The organism is Actinoplanes sp. NPDC051851 (assembly GCF_040681165.1).
Taxonomy (GTDB): domain Bacteria; phylum Actinomycetota; class Actinomycetes; order Mycobacteriales; family Micromonosporaceae; genus Actinoplanes.
The window spans coordinates 108,717-132,757 of sequence record NZ_JBFAYF010000008.1 but is presented as its reverse complement, the minus strand read 5'-3'; the positions used below and the strand labels follow the sequence as shown (position 1 = coordinate 132,757).

Here is a 24,041-nt window from a genome sequence, read left to right as displayed (position 1 = left end):
ATCCGATGACCCAGCCGATCTGGGGTCCCGTCCAGCAGGAGATTTCCAACATTCTGCAACGGCACCCCGACGACGTGCCCGGTGTGGTGGACCAGCTCACCAAGTTGCAAGAAGCTCTCTGCTGTGTTCCTCCGCTGCTGGCGGGCAACCCACTAGCCGACTTCAACAAGCTCTACCTGACCATCACCGAGAACGTGCTGGAGCGTCTCTACGCCGGCAAGTTCAAGGACCCGGCGTTCCTGTCCCGTCTGGACGTGGAGTTCGCCGCCCGCTACTTCGACGCGCTGCGGTACTGGACCGAGGGCAGCCCGGCCTGCCCCGGCGTCTGGGCGGGTCTGTTCCTGCGCATCCCCGGCCCGGACGCGAAGGCGCTGCCCTCCGCGGTCGCCGGGGTCAACGCGCACATCAACTTCGACCTGCCGTTCGCCCTGGTCACCACGTTCGACCACCTGGGCTCGGACCCGATCGACGGCAGCGACCAGCACCACGACTACCTGCAGGTCAACGACATCTTCGCCGAGGAGATCCCCGGTCTGCGCCGCGGCTACCTGGACAAGTGGCAGCTGCTCATCGACACGATGAACGGCGACCTGGACGACTGGTGGCAGGGCGAGATGGTGGAGTACACCCGCAACGTCGCCTGGCGCAACGCGCAGAAGATCTGGGCGGTCCGCCACGACCTGGCCCAGCTCGACCGCGAGCGGCGCCGGCTCGACAAGACCGCGACCGGACTCGGCAAGCTGCTCCTCTCGCCGTTCGCCGACTTCCTGCAGTGACGAGCGGGCTCACGGCCGCGGGAACAGCCGGGACGCGGGTCAGGCCTGGTAGGGAAGCTCGACGGTGAACATCGCTCCGCCCTCCGGAGCGTGCCCCGCCGCGATCGTCCCTCCCAGCCGCCCGACGAGGCGGGCCGCGAGCGCCAGCCCGAGCCCGCTGCCCACCTTCCGTACGCCGCGGTACCGCCGGTTCAGCTCACCGCGCTGGAAGGCCACCGCCAGATCGTCGTCGGTCAGCCCCGGCCCGCCGTCGCGGACCTCGACGATCCCGCCGCTCTCCCCGGACCGCGCCGCGAGCACCAGCGGCGCCCCCTCCGGCAGCACCCGCAGCGCGTTCTCGCAGAGGCCGTCCAGCACCTGACGGATCCGGCCGGGATCGGTCGTCACGGTCACCGGCCCGTCCGGCACCTCGACGGTCAGCCCCGGGAAGGAGAGCGCCCACGCCCGTCCCGTCTCGCCGACCAGCGCGGCCAGGTCCACACCGGTCACGTCCAGTGGCAGGTCACCGGCCTCCAGACGGGAGAGGACCAGCAGGTCGGAGACGAGCCGCTCCAGCCGTTCCGCCTCGGTCAGCATCACCTGCCCGGTGGCCACGGTGTCCTCCGCCTCGATCACCCCGTCGGTGAGCGCCTCCGCATAGCCGCGGAGCGTGGCCAGGGGCGTACGCAGATCGTGGGAGACGGAGAGCAGGAACTCGCGTTCCCGGGCCTCGCTCACCTGCAGGGCCGCGGCCAGCTGATTGATCGCGTCGGCGAGCCGGGCCGCCTCGGTCGGGCCCCGGGTGGGTATCCGCACCGAGCGATCACCGGCGGCCAGCCGGCCGGCCGCCGCCGCCGCGAACTCGATCGGCCGGGTGAGGAAGCGGGCCAGCAGCGCGCCCGCCAGCACCCCGCCGAGCAGCCCGGCCAGCAGCGCGAGCCAGATGCTGCCGAGCACCCGGACCGCGATCCCGGCACCGGCCGGCTGGACCAGGACCACGCCGCTGCCCGCCTCCGCGAAGGGCCGGCCGGCGATGAACGAGGAGTGCCCGCCGATCAGCCCGCGAGTGTCCACCTCGGTGCCCGCCGCCACCCGGTCGACCACCCGCGGAGGTAGGCCGGATCGGTCAGCGGCGCCCTGCCGGATCAGGTAGATCTCGATCTCGTCCTGGCGTAGCCCGGCGGCGATCCGCTCCCGGACGGCCGGTTCCTCGGTGGCCAGCAGTTCCACCGCCAGGGCGGACTTCTCGACCAGCTCGGCGCGCGCCCGCAGGTTCACCGAGCGAACCGTGACCGGCACCGCGACGAGCGCCGTGACGATCACCGCGATCACCGCCGTCGCGGCCGTGACCAGCACCGCGCGGCCGGTCAGCCCGCGCAGGAACTCACGCATCGGCGGTGTATCCGACGCCGCGCACGGTCCGGATCACCCGGGACGCCTCGCCCAGCTTGGCGCGGACCTGCGCCACGTGCACGTCGACGGTCCGGGTGCCGCCGTGCGAGGTGTACCCCCAGACCGTGGCCAGCAGCTCCTCCCGGGTGAAGACCCGCCCGGGGCGGCTCAGCAGATGGGCGAGCAGATCAAATTCAGTCGCGGTCAGCGTCAGGGGGCGGTCCCACACGGTCACCGCGCGCCGGGCGGGGTCGAGGGTCACCGGGCCCGCCGCGCGTACCCGGGAAGCCTCCTCATGAACGGCGGCGCGCCGCAGCAGCGCCTTGACCCGGGTCACCAGCTCGCGGGGGCTGAACGGCTTGGTGATGTAGTCGTCGCCGCCCAGCTCCAGCCCGAGGATGCGGTCTATCTCGTCGTCCCGCGCGGTCAGGAAGATCACCGGGGTCCAGTCCCCGTCCGCACGCAGCCGCCGGCAGAGCTCGGTACCCTCGAGACCGGGCAGCGCGATGTCCAGCACGCAGGCGACCGGCCGCAGCCGCCGGGCCGCGTCGAGACCGGCGAGCCCGTCCCGCTCGACCTGCACGCCGAAACCCTCCCGACTGAGGTACAGGCGCAGCAGATCGGCGATCGGGCGCTCGTCCTCGACCACCAGGACCAGCCCTTTCGACACATCGCTCACGGCAACATCATGCCTGCGCCGAGCCACCGCGAACGTTCGGGGAACGTAAGGCCGGCCACCCGGCCGATGTGGGCCCCTTGTCCGGTTCGGCGCCGGGAGTCCCGTGTGGGCGCGCTCCCAAAATCCCCTGAACAGGGAGGAAAGCGCTCTCCTTCATGCTATAAAAGGCGGCGGCGCCGCCGCCCTGCCGGCCAGGAGCGACGTCACCGAGGGCGAGGCGTCACCACGGGGGGATGCCTCGCCCTTCTTCGCACGTACGCCCGACCGCGCTCCCGCCGCGCTCAAAAGGCGACCGCCCGTGTGCCCGGTCGCCCGCTCCGTCACCTCTGGCTCGTCTCGCTCACCGGCCGGCCAGCAGCGCCTCGAGCATCGCCCGGTAGGCCGTCGGGTGCACGATCGGGATGTCGTACTCCCGGGCCTTCTTCGCCTTGCCGGACATCGAGTCGGGATCGCTGGAGACCAGCAGGCGGGTGCGCCGGGTGACGTTCGAGCCGACGGTCAGCCCGTGGGTGACCGCGCCGACCTCCCAGATGTCCCGCGGCGGCGTCATCTGCCCGGTGAAGACCACCACGTCCCCCGGCTCGAGCTGCCACCGCGGGCGGGCCGCCACCGGGGTGTCCCGCGCCTCGCCGAGCGCCCGGTCCACGTCCGCCGCCGCCAGCCCGAGCAGCGCCGCCACGCTCTCCAGGTCCCGGCGCTCCCCGTCGGTCAGGATCCGGTCCTCCAGCGCGATCGTCGCCAGGTTGACCAGGTACCGCGCGTGCAGCCGCTCCACGTCCGCCCGGCTCAGCCCGAGCCGGTCCGCGGTCGCCACCAGCTGATCCGCCTCGCTCGCCGAGATGTGCCGGTCCAGCAGCGCCCGGTCCAGCAGGTTCAGGTACGCGTCCACCACCGGATCCCGCTGCCGGGGCATCCGCTCCACCAGCCGGGTGAGGAAGTGCGGCTCCCGCTCCTCCGGGCTGCGGCGCGGTACCGGCACCGGCCCGGCGCTCTCCAGCGGCGGCCAGACCGCGCGCCGCGCCTCGTCCGCCAGCGCGCCCCACGGCGGCGGATCCCCGGCCCGCCGCAGGTAGTACGCCAGCAGCCCGGCCGCCGCCCGCGCGCCGTGCAGCGCGGAGTGCGCCCGGTGCTCCGGCAGCCCGGCCGCGGTCCGGCAGGCCTGCAGACTCCGCCCGGCCCCCGGCAGGAAGTGCTCCGCCAGCCGCATCGTGCAGAGCCCCCGCCCGTCCGCGATCGGCACCCGGAACCCCAGCTTCCCGAACTCCGCGACCAGGAACCCCGCGTCGAACATCAGGTTGTGCGCCACCACGACCCGCCCGGCGAGCCGCTCCACGACATCCCCGGCCACGTCGGCGAAGCGGGGCGCCCGCCGCGCCTCGGCCCCGGTGATCCCGTGCATCTCCCGCGGCCCGAGATCCCGATCCGGATTGACCAGCGTGCACCACTCGCCGACGATCCGCCCACCTTCATCCACCCACACCACCGCGATCTCCACGATCCGGTCATGCCAGCTGGTCTTGGTCCCGGTGGTCTCAAGATCCACAACGGCGTACACGTTCCGGCCCTCCCCGCCGAGCCACGCAGGCTCTTTCCACGCCCCAGCCCACCCGGGACGGCCACGTTAACAGCGCGCGCCGGTTCAGGGCCTCACCGCAGTTGCGACGGGCCCGGGCGAGGCGCGGCGCCTCGTGCCGGTCGAGGTAGCCGGAACGGTCCGCGAAGTGAAGCAGGAACCACGGCTCCGGACAGGGACGGGAGACCCCGAGCTCGGTACCGCGTCTCCCGGCGAGGGCCCGCGCAGCGCCCAGGCCCGGCGTACCGGAAAAGGTTTGGGGTGGGGGTCGGGCAGAAAGAATGAGGGGATGGCGTATGTGGAGAAGAGCGGAGAGTACACCCGGGATCAGCGGTACATCGCCACCCGGATCACGGCGGACGGGCGGGACGGGTACCCCGTGGAGGCCGGGCGGTACCGGCTCGTCGTGAGCCGGGCGTGCCCGTGGGCGAATCGGGCGATCATCGTGCGGCGGCTGCTGGGGCTCGAGGGGGCGCTGTCGATGGGGGTGTGCGGGCCGACGCACGATCAACGGAGCTGGACGTTCGATCTCGATCCCGGGGGACGGGATCCGGTGCTGGGCATCGAGCGGCTGCGGGAGGCGTTCGTCAAGCGGGTGCCGGAGTACGACAAGGGCATCACGGTGCCGGCGATCGTGGACGTACCGAGCGGATGGGTGGTGACCAACGACTTCGCGCGGATCACGCTGGATCTGTCGCTGGAGTGGGGGGCGTTCCACCGGGACGGGGCCCCGGAGCTCTACCCGGAGAAGCTGCGGGCGGAGATCGACGAGGTCGCCGATCTGGTGTTCCGGGACGTGAACAACGGCGTGTACCGGGCCGGGTTCGCGGGGACGCAGGAGGCGTACGAGACGGCGTACCACCGGCTCTTCGACCGGCTGGACTGGCTATCGGACCGGCTGGGGAGCCAGCGCTACCTGGTCGGGGAGACGATCACCGAGGCGGACGTCCGGCTCTTCACCACGCTGGTCCGGTTCGACGCGGTGTACCACGGGCACTTCAAGTGCAACCGGCGGAAGCTGAGCGAGATGCCGGTGCTCTGGGCGTACGCGCGAGATCTCTTCCAGACACCCGGGTTCGGGGACACCGTCGACTTCACGCACATCAAGCGGCACTACTACGAGGTGCACCGGGACATCAACCCGACCGGGATCGTGCCCGCCGGGCCGGACTCCGGCGGGTGGCTGGCCCCGCACGGGCGGGCGGAGCTGGGCGGGCGGCCGTTCGGGGACGGCACTCCCCCGCCGCCGCCCTTGCCGGCCGAGGTGGTCCCGGCCGGGCACGGCGCCTGATCAGCGGCCGTCGAGCACCTCGCGCAGCAGCGCGGCGAGCTCGGCCTGCCGCGCCGGGGAGAGGTGGGCGAGCAGGGCGCGCTGCTCGGTCAGGCCGGCCGCGACCGCCTGGTCGGCGACCTGCAGCCCCCGGTCGGTGAGGCGGACCAGCACGCCACGGCGGTCGTCCGGGTCGGGGGAACGGACCACCAGGCCGGCCTTCTCCAGGCGGTCCAGGCGGGCCGTGGTGCCGCCGCTGCTCAGCATCATCGACGCGGCCAGCGCGCCGGGCGAGAGCCGGTACGGCTTCCCGGCCCGCCGCAGCGTCGCGATCACGTCGAACTCGGGGCGGCCGATGCCGTACGCGGCGTACGCCCGCTCGGTGGCCGCCTCGCCCAGCCGGGCCAGCCGGTGGATACGCCCGAAGACGCCCATGGCGCGGGTCTCCAGGTCGGGGCGCTCCGCCGACCACTGGTCCAGGATCCGGTCGACGCCGTCGTGTGCGGTCATCCCTCCATTCTCTTGATGACGAACTTCTCGACAAGAGTTATCTTGACATAAAGATACTTGCCGCCAAGATATATTGTGTCGAGATACATTGCGTCGAGAGATGTGAGAGGTACGGGGTCATGCGTGCGCTACTGATCACGGCGATCACCCCGGTCGTCTGGGGCACCACCTACGCGGTCACCACCGAGCTCCTGCCGGCGGACCGGCCCCTGCTCAGCGGGGTACTGCGGGCCCTGCCGGCCGGGCTGCTGCTCCTGGCCGTCACCCGGCGGCTGCCCCGCGGCGAGTGGTGGTGGCGGTCGGCGGTGCTCGGGGCGCTGAACATCGGGGCGTTCTTCCCCCTGCTCTTCCTCAGCGCGTACCGGCTGCCGGGCGGGATGGCCGCCGTCCTCGGTGCTCTCCAGCCGCTGGCGGTCGCGGGACTCGGGGTCGTCCTGCTGGGTGAGCGGGTCTCCGGTCGTACCGTGAAAGCGGTCTTGATCGGAGCCGTCGGTGTCGCGCTCGCGGTGCTGACGGCGGCCGTGCGACTCGACCCGATCGGGGTGCTCGCCGGACTGGGCGGCGGGGTGTCGATGGCGCTCGGCCTGGTGCTGACCAAGCGCTGGGGACGTCCGGGCGTGTCGCTGCTGACCGCGACCGGCTGGCAGCTCACCGCCGGCGGGCTGATGCTGGTCCCGGTGATGCTGCTCACCGAGGGGCTGCCCCGCACGCTGACCGGGGGCAACCTCGCCGGGTACGCCTGGCTCTCCCTGGTGGGTACGGCCCTCGCCTACACGCTGTGGTTCCGGGGACTGGACCTGCTGCCCGCCTCCCGGGTCAGCATGCTGAGCCTGCTCTCCCCGCTGACCGCGGCCGTGCTGGGCTGGGCCGTGCTCGGCCAGTCGCTGACGCCGGTGCAGGTGGCCGGGATGATCGTCGCGTTCGGAGCGATCGTCTGGGGACAGTCAGCCCAGATCCGCGTTGGTCACCACGTGGCGCGGGAAGCCCTCGCGAGCCGCGCGCAGCATGCCCCGGCCGATCGCGTCGGTGGTGGTGACGTAGCCGGGCGCGAGCCGGCGCAGGCCCGGGACCAGCGGCGCGGTCAGCGCGTAGACGGTGTTGTACCAGCCGGTCCGGGAACGGGCGCCGCGCGTCGGCTGGATGAAGCCGGGGCGGAACGCGTACCCGTTCGGGAATAGCCGGAGGATGTCGTTCTCGGTCCGCGCCTTGACCCGTGCCCACATCAGACGGCTGTCCGCACCGGTGCCGGAGCCGGAGACGTACACGAAGGTCATCGTCGGGGTGAGCGGGGCGAGCGCGCGGGCGGCGGCCATCGGGAAGTCGTAGGAGACCCGGGTGTACGCCTCCTCGTCCAGGCCGACCGAGGAGACGCCGAGGCAGTAGAAACAGGCGTCGTACCCGTCCAGCCGGTCGGCGATCGGGCCCAGGTCGGCGAAGTCGCCGTGGGTGATCTCGCGGAGCTTCGGATGCCGGACCCGGGTCGGCGTCCGGGTCACCACCAGAACCTCGGTCACGTCCGGCGCGAGCAGGCATTCCCGCAGCACGCCCTGGCCCACCATCCCGGTCGCGCCGAAGACGATCACCCGCACTTGTTGTCCTCCGAAAAAACGTCGTACCCGGGTCCTAGGGTTTCATCGTGCCCGATGAACGCTGGTCCCTCGCCCAGGCCGAAGCCCTCGCGCCCGACGCCGCGGCCTTGAAACGAGCGCGCGACGTCTCGGGTCGGTTCGGGTCCGCCGGACGGCACGACGAGATCATCTGGGGGCACTGCCGAGGCTATCTGGTCGCGGTCGACGTGTCCGCTCCGGCGTTCAAGTGTTCCTGTCCGAGCTTCAAAATCCCCTGTAAGCATGCCGTCGGCCTGGTCCTGCTCTGGGCGGCGTCCGGCCTGCCCGACGGTCCGCTGCCGGACTTCGCGGTCTTCCCCACTCCCCTGCCCCGGTCGGCACCCGGTCCGGCCGCCGCCGCGAAACGCGCCGAGAAGGTCGCCGGCGGGATGACCGAGCTGCGCCGCTGGCTCGACGACCAGGTGACGCAGGGCCTGGCCGGCGCGCGCTCGTTCGAGCCGATGGCCGCCCGGCTGATCGACGCGCAGGCACCGGGCGCCGCCGCGACCGTCCGCCGCCTCACCGGCATCGCCGGGATCGGCCCGCACTGGGCCGACCGCCTGCTCGGCGAACTCGCCATGCTGCGCCTGCTGGTCACCGCGCACTCCCGGCTCGACACGCTCGACCCCGCGCTGGCCGCCTCGGTCCGCTCCCGGATCGGCTTCCCGGTCCCCGCCGAGCAGGTGCTGGCCGGCCCGCGCGTCACCGATCACTGGCAGGTGCTCGGGAGCCACGACGCCGACGAGGGCCCGCTCACCACCCGCCGCACATGGCTGCACGGCGTCGCCACCGGCCGGTTCGCGCTGGTCCTGGAGTTCGCCGGGCCCGGGCAGCCACTCACCGGCGATCTCCTGCCGGGCACCGGATTCCGCGGCGACCTCTGCTTCCATCCGGGCGCGGGTGCGCTGCGGGCACTCGTCGCCGGCCGCGCGAGCGCGTCCGAGCCGTTCGGCTCCCCGGCCGGTGGCGGGTCGATCCGGGCCGGTCTCTCCCGCTGGGCGTCGCTGCTGTCGGTCGATCCTTTCGCGTACGACGGACCGCTGCTGCTGGAGTCGGCCACCCCGACCGGCGACGGGTTCCTGGTCGACGCGGCCGGTGACGCGCTGCCGCTGGCGGCCGGGTGGCGGGAGCCCTGGTGGCTGCTCGCGGCGGCCGGTGGTCGCCCGGCGACGGTCGCGGCGCAGTGGTCACCCGACGGGGTCCGGCCGCTGGGGGCCTGGGTGGACGGACGGTTCGTGGAGCCGGGGACGGCCACGGCCGGCCAGGCTGGGGCGCGCGGTGCGGAGCTGCCCCGGGAACTCCTGGCGGCGGCCCTGGTGGGTACGGCCCGGCGACCCTGGGCGGGCACTGCGGTACGCGTCGGGGAGGTGGGGATCGCGCTCTCCCCCGCGGGTGATCTCCTGGACACGGCCGCGGTGGCGCTGATCGCCCGGCGGGCCGGGTTCGTGGCCGATACCGATCGGGTCCCGGTCGAGGCGGCACCGGAGGAGAACCGGCCGCCGCTACCCGTGGCGGCCGGCGAGCGGCTCGCCCGGATCCTGCGCGGTGGCGTGCCCGGCGGCGCCCACGTGGAGCAGGAACTGCTCGCCCAGTGGCTGGCGGCGGCCGCCGACCGGGGCGGGGTCGTGCCGCCGGTGACGCTGCCCGCACTGCTGGACGCCGGGCGGCGCAACACCACGGTGCGCGCCGAGATCGCCCGGGTCGCCGGACGGCGGGGATCCTGGCTGGCCGGGCGGCGGGCCGACTGGCGCTGGCTGCTCGACGAGGCCGCGCCCGCGCCGGGCACCGACTGGCCGACGGCGTCCGGCGCGGAACGCCTCGGCCACCTCACCGCCCTGCGCCGCACCGACCCCGCCCGGGGCCGCGAGCTGCTGACCGGCACCTGGGCGGAGGAGTCCTCGGAGGACCGGGCCCGCTTCCTCGGCACGTTCGCCGACGGGCTCTCGCTCGCCGACGAGCCGCTGCTGGAGAGTGCCCTGGACGACCGGCGCCGAGAGGTCCGGGAGACCGCTTCCGGGCTGCTCCGGCAGTTGCCCGGCGCGGCACTCGGCCGGCGGATGGCGGAGCGGGCGCACACGGCGGTGACGCTCACGCCCTCGGGCCGGCTGGTGGTGCGCCCACCCGGGGAACTGGACGCCGGACTCCGGCGGGACGGCGTCGGCGCCTCGCCGTCGCAGGGCGCAGGGATCGGGGCGTGGCTCCTCGAGGAGGTCGTGGCGGGCACTCCCCCGGAGTCGTGGGACGCGCTGGAGCCCGCGTCCTATGTGGCGCTGGCGCGCTCGGGCGACTGGTCGGCGCCGCTGCTGCACGGCTGGGCGAAGGCCGCGATCGTCCGGGGCGACGCGCGCTGGGCCACCGCGCTGCTCGACCGGGACGCCGGTTCGCTGCGCGAGGCGGTCCGCTGGGACCTGCACCTGGTCCTGCCACCGGACGCGCTGGCCCGGCAGGCCGAGGAGGCGCTGCGTACCGGGGAGGGCACCGCACAGCGCCTGCTCACCCTGCACCCCGGTCCGTGGCCGGACACGCTGAGCGCCGCGGTGCTGGCGACGATCGAGCAGCGTGCCCGCGGCGACCGGCACACCTGGCAGCTCGGCGAGCTGTGCCGCACGGCGGCGGTGGCGATGCCCCCGGCCTACGACTCCCACACGGCCCGTCTGGCGGCACAGCTCACCGACGAGACGGACCCGATCCGGGTACGCCCGATCGCCGACCTGACCCGCACCCTCACGTTCCGCCGCTCGATGCTCGCCGAACTCGCCGCCTGATCCCGTTCTCCCACCGTCGTGGCCGGCGCTGCGGGACGTCGCGCCGGCCACGACACCGCGCGACCACCCGTTTCCGGATGCCGGCGCCCCCGTCCGAGCAGTCGACACTCGCACCCTACGAACGAATGCGCCGGCCCAGCGCCCAGCACGCCAGCACGCCTGCGCTCCGGGCAGTCCAGTGCTGCGGGCAGTCCAGCGCTCCGGGCAGTCCAGTGCTGCGGGCACTCCGGCGGCAACAGTGATCTTGACGCGGCGCGCGGCGCACACGAACGGCGCCGGCCGGGCGGCAGGTGAGCACGATCAAGCGGTTGCAGGGGCGGCGGGCGCACACCAACGATGATCGTGTGCGTGCACAGCCGCCATAGGGGCGCCGGAAGAACGCGGGCGCCGTTCGTGGATCCCGGCCGCCCTCCACAGAGCATGATCGTGAACTCGAACCGCCCGCGCCCCGCACGACCCCGATCGAAGATCACGAATCGATTTGGATCTTGGTGGAGCGAACCTCCGGAGAGGGGGCCCACCCCATACCGGGGGAGTCCCCCATCCCAACGGGAATCCTGCCGGACATTGGGTGATCTTGGCGGGGCGCCTGTGGATAACTTCGTGTCGGGCGAGGGCGGGAGCGCGGATGGACGCGAGCGCGGTGCGGGAGCTGACCGGAATTGACCAGTGGGTCGGGCATCGGCGCCCGGCGCGGACGCGGTAGGTGCAGTGGGCGGAGATGCGGCATGTGCAGCGGGTGGGATGGGCCGGGTGCGGGCGGCGCGGGAAGTGTCGGACCCGGGGGATAGCGTGCGGGTGAGAGATCGATGATCGGGGGGACTCGTGAGCGTGTTGCGACCGCACGCCGAGGGGCAATACGCCGAGGAGCTGGCGCTGCTGAGCGCGACCGACGAGCGGGTCCGGCCGCCGGGGTGGCGGTTGTCGCCGCAGGCGGTGGTCACCTATCTGCTCGGGGACGGCGCCAAGATCACCCCGAAGTACGTGGGGCCACGGCGGCTGATGGAGGTGGCCGTCGCGACGCTCGCCACCGATCGGGCGCTGCTGCTGCTCGGGGTGCCGGGCACGGCGAAGACCTGGGTCTCCGAGCACCTCGCGGCGGCGATCTCCGGGGACTCCACGCTGCTGGTGCAGGGGACGGCGGGCACGGCCGAGGAGGCGATTCGGTACGGGTGGAACTACGCCCGTCTGCTCTCCGACGGGCCGACCGACGCGGCCCTGGTGCCCAGCCCGGTGATGCGGGCCATGCGGGGCGGGTCGATCGCCCGGCTGGAGGAGCTGACCCGGATGCCGTCCGATGTGCAGGACGCGCTGATCACCATCCTGTCGGAGAAGACGCTGCCGGTGCCGGAGCTGCGCACCGAGGTGCAGGCGGAGCGCGGGTTCAACCTGATCGCCACCGCCAACGACCGGGACCGCGGGGTCAACGAGCTCTCCAGCGCGCTGCGGCGGCGATTCAACACCGTCGTGCTGCCGGTGCCGGCCAGCGCGGAGGACGAGGTGGAGATCGTCGCTCGGCGGGTCGCCCAGCTCGGGCGGTCGCTGGACCTGCCCGAGGTGCCGGCCGCGCTGGAGGAGATCCGGCGGGTGGTGACCGTCTTCCGCGAGCTGCGCTCCGGGATGACCGAGGACGGGCGGACCCGGCTCAAGTCGCCGACCGGCACGCTCTCCACGGCCGAGGCGATCTCGGTGATCACCAACGGGATGGCGCTGGCGGCGCACTTCGGGGACGGCACGCTGCACCCGGGTGACGTGGCGGCCGGGATCTCCGGTGCGGTGATCAAGGATCCGGCGTCGGACACGGTCGTCTGGCGGGAGTATCTGGAGACCGTGGTCCGCGAGCGCCCCGGCTGGCTGGACTTCTACCGCGCCGCCCGCGATGTCTGAGACCGGGCCGCCGGAGACCGGGCCGCCCGGGAGCGGGGACGGGAGCGGGGACGGGAGCGGGGACGGGAACAGGGACGGGAACAGGAACGGCCAGGACAACGAGAACGCGAAGGGCAGCGGGAACGAGAACGGGCTGTCGGCGGAGGCGAGGCGGGAGCGGTTCTACGGGATTCGGCATCACGGGCCCGGGTCGGCGCGGGCGGTGCTGCGGGCGCTCGACGCGGAACCGCCGGAGATCCTGCTGGTGGAGGGGCCGCCCGAGGCCGACGAACTGGTGCGCTGGGTGGCCGACGAAGGGCTGGAGCCGCCGGTCGCGCTGCTCGGGTACGCGACCGACGATCCCCGGCTCGCCGCGTTCTGGCCGTTCGCCGTCTTCTCCCCGGAGTGGCAGGCGATCGGCTGGGCGGTGGCCCGCGGGATCCCGGTCCGCTTCTTCGACCTCCCGTTCGCCTACCGAGCGGGCGCAGAGACGACCCGGGCCGAGGACGCCGGCGTGGGGGAAGCGGGCGGAGAGACCCGGGCTGAGGTCGTACGGGAGACGACAGAGGGCGGCGAACCGCCTGGGGTGACCGGCGATGAGCGGGCCGGAGGACCGCGACGGCCGGTGGACCCGATCGGGGAGCTCGCGGCGGCGGCCGGGTACGACGACCCGGAACGCTGGTGGGAGGACGTCGTCGAGCATCGTGGCGTGCCGGCGTTCCCGGCGATCGCGGAGGCGATGACGGCGATCCGGGAGGACGCGCCGGAGGATCCCGGCGATCTCCTGCGCGAGGCGTACATGCGGACCGTGCTGCGCGAGGCCCGGCGGGAGCACCGGCACATCGCGGTGGTCTGCGGTGCCTGGCACGTGCCGGCGCTGACCCGGAGGGTGACCGCCAAGGACGACGCGGCGCTGCTGCGGGGGCGGCGGAAGGGGAAGGTCGCGTTCACCTGGGTGCCGTGGACGTACGGGCGGCTGGCGTCCTGGTCCGGATACGGCGCGGGCGTGAGCTCGCCGGGGTGGTACCACCACCTCTTCGCCAGCGCGGACGCCGTCGTGCCGCGGTGGCTGGTCTCGGCGGCCGGCGTGCTGCGGGAGGAGGGCGTGCCGACCTCGTCCGCGCACGTCATCGAGGCGACCCGGCTGGCGGAGGCGCTGGCCGCGATGCGCGGGCGGCCGCTGGCGGGACTGGCCGAGGTGACCGAGGCGGCCGAGGCGGTGATGTGCGACGGGGAGCCGCTGCGGAGCGAGCTGATCTCGCGGCGGCTGGTGGTCGGCGAGCGACTCGGCACGGTGCCGGACGCGATGCCCGCGTTGCCGCTGGCCCGGGACCTGGCGGCGCAGCAGCGGGCGCTCCGTCTCAAGCCGGAGGCGGCCGAGCGGGCGCTCGACCTGGACCTGCGCCGGGAGACCGACCTCCGGCGGAGCCGGCTGCTGCACCGGCTGCGCACGCTGGACGTGCCGTGGGGCGAGCCGGTGCGCGGGCATCGGGGCACCGGCACGTTCCGGGAGGAGTGGCGGCTGCGCTGGCAGCCCGAGTTCGCGGTACGCCTGGTCGAGGGCAGCATGTGGGGCACCACCGTGGTCGCGGCGGCCACCGCCCGGGTGGTCCGGCACGCGGCGGACGCGGCGTCGCTCGCCGAGGTCACCGCGCTGGTCGAGACGTGCCTGCTCGCGGATCTCGATGCGGCGTACCCGCGGGTGCTGGCGGCGCTGGACACCCGGGCGGCGCTCGACGCGGACGTGCACCACCTGATGGCGGCGCTGCCGGCGCTCGCCCGGACCCTGCGGTACGGGGACGTCCGGCGTACCGGCGTGGCCGGGCTGGTGACGGTCACCGCCGGCCTGCTGAAGCGGATCTGCGCCGGGCTCCCGTCGGCGGCCGGGTCGCTCGCCGACGACGCGGCGAAACGGCTGCGGGACGGGATGGACGGCGTGCACGCGGCGGTCGCCCTGCTCGCCGGCGACGAGCCGCGCGAGCTCTGGCTGACCACGATCGAGGGGCTGGCGCGCCGGCCGGACCTGCACGGGCTGCCGGCCGGGCGGCTCACCCGGCTGCTGCTGGACGCGGGTCGGCTCGACGCGGCCGAGGTGCGGCGGCGACTGCGGCTGCCGCTGACCGTGGGCACCCCGCCGGCGCACGGGGCGGCCTGGGTGGAGGGGTTCCTGGCCGGCGGCGGGCTGCTGCTGGTGCACGACGAGGCGCTGCTCGATCTGGTCGGCGGCTGGCTGGCGGACATCCCGGCCGAGGCTTTCGACGGTGTGCTGCCGCTGCTGCGGCGGACGTTCGGGAGCTTCGACCCGGGTGAGCGGCGGGCCATCGGGGAGCGGGTGGCCGGACCCCGGTCGGCGGATCCGGCGCATGAGATCCCGGTGGACGGGGAACGAGCGGCGGGCGTGCTGCCGGTGCTGGCGGCACTGCTCGGACGTGACCTACGAGTCGAGGAGGACGAATGAGTGACATCACGGCGATGTTTTCCGAGGTGACGGCGGTGGCGCCGGGGGTGGTGACGGGCGGTGCGCCGCCGGTGGTGGCGTTCTCGCACCCGGGTGCGGGGGCGGACCGGCCGGTTCCGGGCGCGGTGGAGCGCGCGGTCCCCGGGGTGGCGTTCCACCCGGCGGGCCGGGCGGAGAGCGATGGCTGATCCCGGCGAGGAGGAACGGGAGCGGCACCGGCGCTGGCGACTGGTGCTCGGCGCCGCGGCCGAGGACCCGCTCGGCCCCACCGAAGGGCGTGATCAGGCCATGGACGCCGCGATGGCCGCGCTCTACGACACCTCCTCCGGGCGGGCGGAGAGCCGGTCCGCCGGGCTGGGCGGCTCGGCGCCGAGGGTGGCGCGCTGGCTCGGGGACATCCGGCAGTACTTCCCCGGCACCGTCGTGCAGGTGATGCAGGCCGACGCGATCGAACGCCTCGACCTCACCCGGCTGCTGCTGGAACCGGAGATGCTCGCCGCGGTGGAGCCGGACGTGCACCTGGTCGGCACGCTGCTCTCGCTGAACCGGGTGATGCCGGACGCCGCCCGGGACGCCGCCCGCCAGGTGGTCCGTACGGTCGTCGCCGAGCTGGAGCGCCGGATCGAGCAGCGGACCCGGGCCGCGGTGACCGGCGCGCTGAACCGGGCGGCCCGGATCGGCCGGCCCCGGCACGCCGACATCGACTGGGACCGCACCATCCGCGCCAACCTCCGGCACTACCGGAGCGAGCACCGGACGGTGATCCCCGAGCGGCTGATCGGATACGGGCGGCGGAGCAGCGCCGTGCAGCGGGACGTGGTGCTCTGTGTGGACCAGTCCGGCTCGATGGCGGCGTCGGTGGTCTTCGCCGGGGTGTTCGCCTCGGTGCTCGCCTCGATCCGGTCGCTGCGCACGTCGCTGGTCGTCTTCGACACCGCGGTGGTGGACCTGACCGAGCGGCTCGGCGATCCGGTGGACGTGCTCTTCGGGACGCAGCTGGGCGGCGGGACGGACGTCAACCGCGCGCTCGGGTACGCCCGGCAGCTCATCCGACGGCCCCGGGACAGCGTGTTCGTGCTGATCAGCGACCTGTACGAGGGCGGGGACCGGGAGCAGATGCTGCGGCGGGTCGCCGAGATGACCGCCGCCGGGGTGCGGGTGGTGGTGCTGCTGGCGCTCTCCGACGAGGGTGCCCCGGCGTACGACCACGAGAACGCGGCGGCGCTGGCCGCGCTCGGCGTCCCGGCCTTCGCCTGCACCCCGGACGCGTTCCCGGACCTGATGGCCGCCGCGATCCAGGGCCGCGATGTAAGGACCGCAATCGGGATCGGTGATGACATGTAAGGGGTGACGGGAGCCCTCGATGTAACTAGCATCAGCGGCATGACTACTTACCTGAAGAACGCCGCGATCTGGCAGGAGTCCTGGGACGCGCAGCAGGAGGCGTTCATGCCGGACCGCGAGCACCGGTTCGCGGCGATGCTGACCGCCGTCGCCGCGGTCACCGACGGGAGGGCGCCGCGGCTGCTCGACCTGGCCGGCGGCACCGGCACCATCTCGCTGCGCACGCTGGCCCGCTTCCCCGGCGCCGAGGTGACCGTTCTCGACCAGGACCCGGTGCTGCTGACCATCGCCGAGGGCTCGCTGCACGACCGGGCCGTCATCGTCGGCGCCGACCTGGGCGACCCGGGCTGGCGGGCGAAGCTGCCGCACGAGGGCTTCGACGCGGTGCTCACCGCGACCGCGCTGCACTGGCTGCCGGCCGAGCGGACCGCCGCGCTCTACGCCGAGGTCCGCGAGGTCCTCCGGCCGGGCGGCGTCTTCGTCAACGCCGACCACATGGCCGACGAGGGGCTGTCCGAGCTCTCCGGGCTGCTCCAGGACCGGGCGCGGGTGGAGCGCGAGGCCCGGTACGCCTCCGGCGCGGCCACCTCCTGGGCGGACTGGTGGGCGCGGGCCGCCGCGGACGAGCAGTTGGCCGCGAAGGCGGTGGAGCGGCAGCAGATCTACCCGACCGGGCACAGCGAGGACTTCAACCCGCCGGTGGGCTGGCACGTCGAGGCGCTGCGGGCCGCCGGTTTCCGGGAGAGCGGCGTGCTCTGGCGGGGCGGCACCGACGCGGCAGTCATCGGCCTGCGCTGAAGACCTGAACGAAAACGGCCAGCGAATCCCATCGCACCTATAGGCTTTATATAGATAACGTCAGGCGGTGACACGCCGCGACAGGATCACGCTCGCCGCCTGCCTGGCCGCCGCCTTCACCACGCTGCTCGACCAGTCCAGCCTCGACACCGCCGTGCCGGCCCTGCGCACCGCCCTCGGCGCGAGCGCAGCGACCACACAGTGGATCACCGCGGGGTACTCGCTCGCCTTCGGGCTTGCCCTGGTGCCCGCGGGCCGCCGGGGTGACGCGTACGGGCGGAAACGGCTCTTCGCCGGTGGCATCGCGCTCTTCTCCGCGGCGAGCGTGGTGGCCGGGACCGCCGGTGAACCGTGGGTGGTCGCGGTGGCGCGACTCGTTCAGGGCATCGGGGCGGGAACGGTCGACCCGCAGGTGTACGGGCTCATCCAGGAGCTCTTCACCGGACGCGAGCGGCCCGGGCGTGCTGACCGCGATGTTCCAGTTCGGCGCGTCGCTCTCCGGCACCCTGGTGATCACCCTGTACCTGCCGGAGGGCCTCGGCTGGTCCCCGCTGCACGCCGCGCTCACCGTGCTGCCCAGCGCCCTCGGTTTCGCGCTCGCCTCCGCGCAGAGCTGGCGCATGGTCGGCCGGTCTCACTGCCGGCGGCCGCCCGGCGTGGCGTACCCCGGAAGCTTCTCGGCGCCCGCGGCCAGGCGCAGCATCAGGCGGTGGCGCTCGATGACCGGGGTGGCCTGCTCGGCGATCTCCGTCGCCGGCGCGAGGCGGCCGTTCTCGACCTGGTCCGCGGCGAGGTGCAGGGCGTCCCGGTGACCGGCGAGCTGCGTGGTGATGAAGTACTCGTCGAAGGTGTCGGCGCCCGCGACCCGGTAGCGCTCGGCCAGCGCCTGCTGCGCCTCGGTCGGCTCGACCGGCAGGAAGACGCTCAGTTCGCGGGCGGTCTTGTAGAGGTCGGCGTCCAGGTGGATGTGGTCCCGCATCAGGGCCGCGGCCAGCGTCTTGACCTGCGGATCCTTGGTCCTCGTGAAGGCGATCCGGCCGACCTCGATCTCCGCGAGGTTCGTCTGGTGGGCGGCCTGCAGAAACGCGGCGTCCCGGGCCGGCGGCGGGGCGGCCTGGGCGGCGGTGGCGGCGGGCAGCAGGGCCAGGCCGGCGGCGGCGATCGCGACCGATATGTAGCGCGAAATCATCAATTATCTCCTCACATAGGCAATCGCAGACTAGCCGCCCTACGTGAGCGCTTCTCCCTATTCGCCAGAACCCCGGGGACCCCCGCCGAGCGTCCACATCGCGCGGGTGATCTCGTACTCCACCTCGCCCTCCTCGGCGCCAGGCAGCGGGTCCGGCCACTCTTCGTGGAAGGTGCGCACGTATCGCAGGCCGACCGCGTCCATCACCGCGCGCGAGCCCACGTTCACCGCCATGGTCTGGGCGTACACCCGCTCGAGCCCGACCGTCGCGAAGCCGTGCCGCAGCAGCGCGCGCGACGCCTCGCTCGCGATCCCCCGCCGCCACCGCCGCCGGGGGATCCGGTAGCCCAGCTCGGCGGTCCCCGGATCCCGGCCGGGCGGCAGCATCATCAGCCCGGCGAACACGCCCTCCTCGACGGCCACCCAGTAGCCGAGCCCGTCGACCCGCCGCCCCAGCGCCATCCGCTCGGCGTGCGAGGCGATCACGTCGTCCCGGGTGCGGGGCCGCCCGTAGAGGAACCGGGTCACCTCCGGGTCCGCGTCCAGGGCGATCAGGTCCTCCAGGTGCTCGTCCCCCAGGGGGACGAGCCGGAGGCGGTCGGTGGTCAGGCCGGGTTGTCCCATCCGGCCACGATCACATCCGCGGTACGCGCGAAGCCACCCGTTTCCGCCGTTCACTCGGTCCAGCGCAGGAACCGGTCGAACAGCTCGGAGGCCGGCGCGTGCGGCATGTCCCGCGCCGCCTCCTCGAGGTGGTTCCACATCACGACGGCCAGATCGACCCGGCTGTGCGAGTGGATCAGCAGCTCACGGGCCGGGTCACAGGGCCATGGGCGCCCGCAGGCACGGCAGTCCCAGGAGGGCCGGGCCGCGAGATGCTCCTCGGCACCGGTCGTCTCCACACCGCGCATGGGGCCTCCCTCCCTGGACCCGGGCACGGCGGAGCGGTTCCGGGTCCGTCCGCCATCGCACCCGTGTGCAGCAAACGATGCGCGTACCCGAATCCGAGGTCAACCGCCGAAGCCTCAGGTTCCCTTTCCGGGTGACGCCGGTGACCAGAACCCGACGCTCACCTATGCGTACGGCGGCGTCGTGCGTACACCCATGACCTAATGCCCGTCTCGCGGATTCTGGCCACATATGTCCCTGTCTTTGGGAGCATGGGGGTTCACGACGCCCGCTGCCCAGATCCGTGAGGACGGTGACATGACCGACGACGAACAGCACGGCCCCGTACCCGAAGGGCGCCTGTACGCCTCGGCCACGGCCATCACCGCCACGTCGGAACGACGGAACCGGCGCCGCAAACAGGCCCTCGTCGCGGTGACCGGGGCGGCGGCGGTGCTGGCCGGGGCGGGCTTCCTGGTCACCCAGCTGATGAACGCCGAGCAGCCGACCCTGCCGGAGCCGGCCGCACTCGCGCCGCTGACCCGGGACACCACCGCACCGGCGGTACCGGCCCGGGCGCGCGAATCGGGCGTACGGGAGGTGGCGCCCACGTCACGGGGCACCCGGCGGGCCGTACCCGCCAAGCGGAGCCCGATCCCGGCGCCCAGCGAGTCCCTCGATCCCCTGCAGGCGCTCGCGTCCGCCGCCGCCGGGGCGGAGGCGGACCTGCCACGCGGCAAGATCGCGCAGGCACCCGGCGCGGAGGTCGCCAGCGGTCCGGTCTACCAGCGGATCGTGCACAGCGGCAGCACCACCGTCCGGCTCTCCAGCGCCCGGTACGACCTGACCGGCCACGCCGACATGATGCTCGCGGACGACGCCGGGGAGGACGTGGGCAGCGGCGTGACCTGCACCCGCCGGCTCCGCCCGGGCACCGGCGGACCGGGGCTGCTCTGCTGGCGCACCTCGGCGAACCGCAGCGTGGTGGCGCTGGCCACCGACCCGGCCCGCGATCCGGATCTGACCGAGAACATCCGCGTCGTCGTCCGCGAGTGGTCCCGCCTGAACTGACCCGCTCCGAGGTACGGAACGGCCCGGAACCCGAGGTAAGCGGTTCCGGGCCGTTCCGTCGAGCCGGGCCGGTCAGAACGGTGCCACGGTGAACACCGAACTGCTGGAGAGCACGCTCTGGTTGTAGTCCTGATCGGATCCGGACGCGTCGGCCCTGCCGTTGCTGACGTACGTCATCTGGTAGACGCCGTTCGGCACCGGCAGGTAGGTGAGCGGCTGGTACACCTGCACCGTCGCGGTCGTCTCGGTGATGGTGACCGGATCGTGCAGGGTCGCGACGCCGGTCGACGCGCTCACGCTGTCCACGGTGGTGCTGACCGTCGACGAGGAGGAGTAGTCGGTGAAGACCACCGTCGCGCCGACGTCGGCCGAGGTCAGGCCGGTCGCGCTGGTCGAGCCGGAGGTCAGCCCGGTGAGCGTGGTGGACCGGCTGGAGCTCGCCGGGACGAGCGTCGCGTACATGTCCACCCCGTTGATCGTCGGGGCCGCCGAGAGCAGCGCGGTGGTGCCGTTCCAGACGTCCACGATCACGGTGTTCGGCGGCACCCAGCTGCTGACCACGGAGGTGCCGATGTCGAGCCGGCTGACGCCGTTGAGGAAGTTGACCACCCGGCTGCCGCTCGTGGTGGTCAGCTGGGTGGTCCGGGCGGCCGGCGAGAGGACCCCGGTACCCGCGCCGTTGAACCGCCGGTTCAGCTGCAGGCTGCAGACCGCCTGGGTGTCGGAGAGCGGCAGGACGGCGGTGCACTCCTGGACCGGCGGGTTGGCCCGGCCCTGCGCGCCGTACTTGTTGGTGCCGACGCCGGCGCCGTTGTAGGTGCCCTCGACCAGGTAGAGGTGTGCGCCGCCGAGGCTGCCGGAGTTCCAGGTGGCGCTCTGGAAACCGGATCCGTCGATCACCACGTCCACGGTGGCCGCGGTGTTCGGCGCGGTGTTCGGCGAACTGGTCACCGAGGCGAGGAACGAGTACGCGCTCTGCAGCGTGGCCTGGCCGGCCGTGGTGGTCACCACCAGCGCGACGTTGCCGCCCGGCGCGCGGCCCGGCACGATCGCGGTGAAGGCGGTCCTGCTCACCGGCGTCACGGTCAGCGGCACGCCGCCGAGGGTCGCCGTGATCGAGCCCGCCGTGGTCGGGAAGCCGGTGCCGGTCACCGTCACCTGGTTGCCACCGGCGGCCGGGCCGGCGCTCGGCGTCACCGCGCTCAGCGTCTGCACCGTGGTGGTGCTGTACAGCGTGCTGGCGATCAGCGCGGCGCCGGTGGTGCCGTCACCGGTGTTGCCGTTGTAGACGCAGAGCTGGTACGTGCTGTCGTTGGTGGCCAGCGACGGCGGGGTCACCGCGATCCTGGTGTTGCTCATCCGCCGGGCGGCCGTCGCGGGCACGTTGGTCTGCGAGGCCGGCGCCGTGCTGACCGCGTTGTAGACCGCGCCGCAGGAGCCACCGAGCGAGAAGGACGCTCCGACGCTGCTCAGGCCGGTGAAGATCGGGGAGCTCGCGGTCACCAGGATCCCGGGCGCCGACGCGGTGCCGGCCGGGCCGCTCGCCGGGCTGGGCACCGCCACCGAGACGGTGTAGGTGGCCAGCGACAGCAGCGCGCTGGTGGCGGTCGTCCCGCCGTAGAGGCAGATGTTGTACGGGGTCATACCGCCCGAGGAGGTCGCCCCGGTGGGCACCGTGAGGCTCGCGGAATTGTCCGAGATCCGGGTCACCGGGGCGGCGAGGGCCGGGGTGGAGCCGTACGCGGACGGGCAGGCCGTGGTGCTCAGCAGCGCTCCGGGCGCGGTCACACCGGTGAAGATCGTGTTGTTGGCGCCGCCGGTCACGGTCACCGTGTTCCCGCCGCCGGACGGGCCGAAGATCGGGCTCGCGGTGGCCGCGACACCGACGTTGACCGTGCTGGTGCTCAGCTGGGCGCTGGTGCTGGTGCTCCCGGCGTAGGCGCAGACCAGGTAGCTGCGGATGACGCCACCGGTGCCCGCCACCACGGCACTGGGCAGGGTGAACGTGATGGCGCCGCCGGACGGGGCGCCCTGGGTCGTGGCCGGCCACGGGCTGGCGCCGTTCGCCCCCGCCGTCGGGTAGGTGTTGGGGCAGCTGGCGGCCGTCGCGAGCACGATGGTCGTGGTGGCGGTGAGCGCGCTGTCGGCCAGTTTGGCGGTCCCGCCCGGCGCGACCAGTGACGGCGTCACCGTGCCGGCACCGGCGAGCGCGAGCTGCGGCGCGACCAGCACGGCGGCGGTGGCGAGCCCGGCGACGAGGCCGGCGCTCCGGAGTTTTCGCTTGTTCTTCTTCGCTCCGCTGAATTCAGGCATGGGGCGGCCCTCCCACGGTCCTCCGACCGTTCTCGAACACGGGTGTGGGTGGGGGTCCCGGACGGAGCCTAGCGCCCGATGAGCGGCGGAAATTCGAAATGCGGCGGGGCCGGGACCCCGCCGCATCGGCGCGCTATTAGTCAGACGTAGTGGTGGCCGGAATCGGGGTGACCGTCGCGCTCGGAGTGGCCGGGACGGCGGCCGGAACCGTGGTCGCCGGGACACTGCTCGGCGCCCTGGTCGGGGCCTTGGCCGGGGCCTTCGTGGTGACCGGGGCCTTGGTGGTGGCCGGAGCCTTGGTCGGAGCCTTCGTGGTGACCGGGGCCTTGGTGACCGGGGCCTTGGTGGCCGGGGTGACGGCGGCCAGCGCGGCGGCCGCGTCGATCCGGCCGTACCCGTAGTCGTCGTCCCGTCCGGCCGGGCCCAGGTCGGCCGCGGTGCCGGTGATCGCCCGCTCCACCTGGTCCGGGGTGAGCGCCGGCCGGTACGCCTTGAGCAGCGCGGCGAGCGCCGCGACCTGCGGGGACGCCATCGAGGTGCCGCTCATCGACACGAAGCTGGCACCCAGCGCGGACGGGTAGGTGCTCATGATCCGGGCGCCCGGCGCGGCGACGTCCACGTACGGGCCCGCGTTGGAGAAGGGCGCGACGTGGTCGGCCGGGTCGGTGGCGGCGACCGCGATGACGCCCGGGTCGGCGGCCGGCCAGCTGGTCGGGCTGCCGTCGGCGCGCTCGTTCCCGGCGGCGGCCACGACCACGACACCCCGGCCCCGGGCGTACGCGATGGCGTTGGTGACCGCGGCGGTCCGGCCCGGCGAGCCCATCGACATGTTGATCACCTGGGCGCCGTGGTCGGTGGCCCAGACGATGCCCTCGGCGGTGTTCGACATGTAGCCGCTGCCGTCCTTCTCCAGGACGCGGACCGGCAGGATCCGGGCGTTCGGCGCGAACCCGGAGACCCCGATGGTGTTGCCGGTGTTCGCGGCGATGGTCCCGGCGACGTGGGTGCCGTGGCCGTGCGGGTCGATGGTGCCGCCCGGCTTGTCGGCGACGGCGTCCCAGCCGGGCAGCACCTTGCCGAACAGGTCGATCTGGTGCGCGTCCACGCCGGTGTCGAGCACCGCGACGATGACGCCCGCGCCGGTCGACCGCTGCCAGGCCTGCGGGGCGTGCGTCTTCGCCAGGCCCCACTGCTGGGCGCGGTACAGGTCGTTGCCGGCCGGCGCGTCCAGCACGTGCGTCCGCGCGTCGATCTCGACGCCGACCGCGCGGTCGGCGTTCTGCGCGGCCTCGACCAGCTTCTCGGCGGCGCCCCGGTCGGTCGCCTCGGTGACCGTGACGACCGGGCGGCCGTGCTGGTCGAGGGTGGTGCCGACGACCCGGGCCGGCTTCTGCGCCGAGACCGTGGCCGGCACGATCGCGGCCGGGCTCTCGGTCAGGCCGTAGGTGACCGGCGCCCAGTCGGCGTCACCGAACGGCAGCGCGAACGCGGCCACCGCGGCCAGTGCACCCGTCGCGACGACTCCGGCGGCATACCTGCGCAGCTGAACCTTCATCCTCGACC

At 73.6% G+C, this 24,041-nt stretch carries 19 protein-coding genes and 2 pseudogenes; 11 read left to right on the top strand and 10 right to left on the bottom strand.

What is annotated here, in order from left to right; translation table 11 throughout:
* The first annotated feature begins 5 nt into the window (after positions 1 to 5).
* Positions 6 to 776 carry a DUF5995 family protein gene (locus AB0M08_RS10950; protein WP_364491472.1) on the top strand — a complete coding sequence of 257 codons (771 nt, stop codon included), beginning with the start codon at positions 6 to 8 and terminating at the stop codon, positions 774 to 776.
* A 39-nt stretch (positions 777 to 815) separates the two neighbouring features.
* On the opposite strand, the gene AB0M08_RS10945 is transcribed toward AB0M08_RS10950, so the two are convergent.
* From AB0M08_RS10945 to AB0M08_RS10935, 3 genes are all read right to left on the bottom strand, one after another.
* Positions 816 to 2,147 (bottom strand): HAMP domain-containing sensor histidine kinase, encoded by a 1,332-nt coding sequence (locus tag AB0M08_RS10945; protein WP_364491470.1) that lies wholly within the window; start codon positions 2,145 to 2,147, stop codon positions 816 to 818.
* Positions 2,140 to 2,826 (bottom strand): response regulator transcription factor, encoded by a 687-nt coding sequence (locus AB0M08_RS10940; protein ID WP_364491468.1) that lies wholly within the window; start codon positions 2,824 to 2,826, stop codon positions 2,140 to 2,142. Before AB0M08_RS10940 ends, AB0M08_RS10945 begins: the two co-directional genes overlap by 8 nt.
* A gap of 340 nt (positions 2,827 to 3,166) precedes the next feature.
* Complete coding sequence (locus AB0M08_RS10935; RefSeq protein WP_364491466.1) at positions 3,167 to 4,381, bottom strand: exonuclease domain-containing protein; 1,215 nt, start codon at positions 4,379 to 4,381, stop codon at positions 3,167 to 3,169.
* A 307-nt stretch (positions 4,382 to 4,688) separates the two neighbouring features.
* Here AB0M08_RS10935 and AB0M08_RS10930 point away from each other — a divergent pair, with 307 nt between their 5' ends.
* Positions 4,689 to 5,690 carry a glutathione S-transferase C-terminal domain-containing protein gene (locus AB0M08_RS10930; protein ID WP_364491464.1) on the top strand — a complete coding sequence of 334 codons (1,002 nt, stop codon included), beginning with the start codon at positions 4,689 to 4,691 and terminating at the stop codon, positions 5,688 to 5,690.
* Here the strand turns inward: AB0M08_RS10930 and AB0M08_RS10925 are convergent, their stop codons facing one another.
* Positions 5,691 to 6,179 carry a MarR family transcriptional regulator gene (locus AB0M08_RS10925; protein WP_364491462.1) on the bottom strand — a complete coding sequence of 163 codons (489 nt, stop codon included), beginning with the start codon at positions 6,177 to 6,179 and terminating at the stop codon, positions 5,691 to 5,693.
* A 119-nt stretch (positions 6,180 to 6,298) separates the two neighbouring features.
* Here AB0M08_RS10925 and AB0M08_RS10920 point away from each other — a divergent pair.
* A pseudogene (locus tag AB0M08_RS10920) lies at positions 6,299 to 7,102 on the top strand (EamA family transporter); the annotation flags it as partial.
* Between the two features lie 21 nt (positions 7,103 to 7,123).
* Here the strand turns inward: AB0M08_RS10920 and AB0M08_RS10915 are convergent.
* A complete protein-coding gene (locus AB0M08_RS10915; protein ID WP_364491460.1) occupies positions 7,124 to 7,768 on the bottom strand; it encodes an NAD-dependent epimerase/dehydratase family protein in 645 nt (214 codons plus the stop codon).
* A gap of 47 nt (positions 7,769 to 7,815) precedes the next feature.
* Between AB0M08_RS10915 and AB0M08_RS10910 the strand changes: the two genes are divergently transcribed.
* The 7 genes and pseudogenes from AB0M08_RS10910 to AB0M08_RS10880 all read left to right on the top strand — a co-directional run.
* The gene (locus tag AB0M08_RS10910) at positions 7,816 to 10,551 is read left to right on the top strand and encodes an SWIM zinc finger family protein (RefSeq protein WP_364491458.1); all 2,736 of its coding nucleotides are present in this window, start codon (positions 7,816 to 7,818) and stop codon (positions 10,549 to 10,551) included.
* Positions 10,552 to 11,382: 831 nt separating this feature from the next.
* Positions 11,383 to 12,438 carry an AAA family ATPase gene (locus AB0M08_RS10905; protein WP_364491456.1) on the top strand — a complete coding sequence of 352 codons (1,056 nt, stop codon included), beginning with the start codon at positions 11,383 to 11,385 and terminating at the stop codon, positions 12,436 to 12,438.
* On the top strand, positions 12,431 to 14,875 hold the full coding sequence (locus tag AB0M08_RS10900) for a DUF5682 family protein (protein WP_364491454.1): 2,445 nt from the start codon (positions 12,431 to 12,433) through the stop codon (positions 14,873 to 14,875). The genes AB0M08_RS10905 and AB0M08_RS10900 overlap by 8 nt, the downstream gene beginning before the upstream one ends.
* Positions 14,872 to 15,063, top strand: a complete 192-nt coding sequence (locus tag AB0M08_RS10895; protein WP_364491452.1) for a hypothetical protein — start codon at positions 14,872 to 14,874, stop codon at positions 15,061 to 15,063. Before AB0M08_RS10900 ends, AB0M08_RS10895 begins: the two co-directional genes overlap by 4 nt.
* On the top strand, positions 15,056 to 16,219 hold the full coding sequence (locus tag AB0M08_RS10890; protein ID WP_364491450.1) for a VWA domain-containing protein: 1,164 nt from the start codon (positions 15,056 to 15,058) through the stop codon (positions 16,217 to 16,219). The genes AB0M08_RS10895 and AB0M08_RS10890 overlap by 8 nt, the downstream gene beginning before the upstream one ends.
* A 39-nt stretch (positions 16,220 to 16,258) precedes the next feature.
* Positions 16,259 to 17,017: a class I SAM-dependent methyltransferase gene (locus AB0M08_RS10885; protein ID WP_364491448.1), complete on the top strand. Its 759-nt coding sequence runs from the start codon at positions 16,259 to 16,261 to the stop codon at positions 17,015 to 17,017.
* Positions 17,018 to 17,084: 67 nt separating this feature from the next.
* Positions 17,085 to 17,414: pseudogene (locus AB0M08_RS10880) on the top strand (MFS transporter); the annotation flags it as partial.
* A gap of 237 nt (positions 17,415 to 17,651) precedes the next feature.
* On the opposite strand, the gene AB0M08_RS10875 reads toward AB0M08_RS10880, so the two are convergent.
* Genes AB0M08_RS10875 through AB0M08_RS10865 form a run of 3 tightly spaced genes read right to left on the bottom strand, consistent with a single transcriptional unit; the run spans position 17,652 to position 19,117 of the window.
* Positions 17,652 to 18,206, bottom strand: a complete 555-nt coding sequence (locus AB0M08_RS10875; RefSeq protein WP_364491446.1) for a DUF4142 domain-containing protein — start codon at positions 18,204 to 18,206, stop codon at positions 17,652 to 17,654.
* A 57-nt stretch (positions 18,207 to 18,263) separates the two neighbouring features.
* Positions 18,264 to 18,830 (bottom strand): GNAT family N-acetyltransferase, encoded by a 567-nt coding sequence (locus tag AB0M08_RS10870; protein ID WP_364491444.1) that lies wholly within the window; start codon positions 18,828 to 18,830, stop codon positions 18,264 to 18,266.
* A 50-nt stretch (positions 18,831 to 18,880) separates the two neighbouring features.
* On the bottom strand, positions 18,881 to 19,117 hold the full coding sequence (locus tag AB0M08_RS10865) for a hypothetical protein (protein WP_364491442.1): 237 nt from the start codon (positions 19,115 to 19,117) through the stop codon (positions 18,881 to 18,883).
* 295 nt (positions 19,118 to 19,412) lie between these two features.
* On the opposite strand from AB0M08_RS10865, the gene AB0M08_RS10860 reads away from it, so the two are divergent.
* Positions 19,413 to 20,165 (top strand): hypothetical protein, encoded by a 753-nt coding sequence (locus AB0M08_RS10860; protein WP_364491440.1) that lies wholly within the window; start codon positions 19,413 to 19,415, stop codon positions 20,163 to 20,165.
* Between the two features lie 72 nt (positions 20,166 to 20,237).
* Here the strand turns inward: AB0M08_RS10860 and AB0M08_RS10855 are convergent, their stop codons facing one another.
* Both AB0M08_RS10855 and AB0M08_RS10850 read right to left on the bottom strand, forming a co-directional pair.
* On the bottom strand, positions 20,238 to 22,478 hold the full coding sequence (locus AB0M08_RS10855) for an IPT/TIG domain-containing protein (protein WP_364491438.1): 2,241 nt from the start codon (positions 22,476 to 22,478) through the stop codon (positions 20,238 to 20,240).
* Between the two features lie 136 nt (positions 22,479 to 22,614).
* Positions 22,615 to 24,033, bottom strand: a complete 1,419-nt coding sequence (locus AB0M08_RS10850; RefSeq protein ID WP_364491436.1) for a S8 family serine peptidase — start codon at positions 24,031 to 24,033, stop codon at positions 22,615 to 22,617.
* Positions 24,034 to 24,041: the final 8 nt, after the last annotated feature.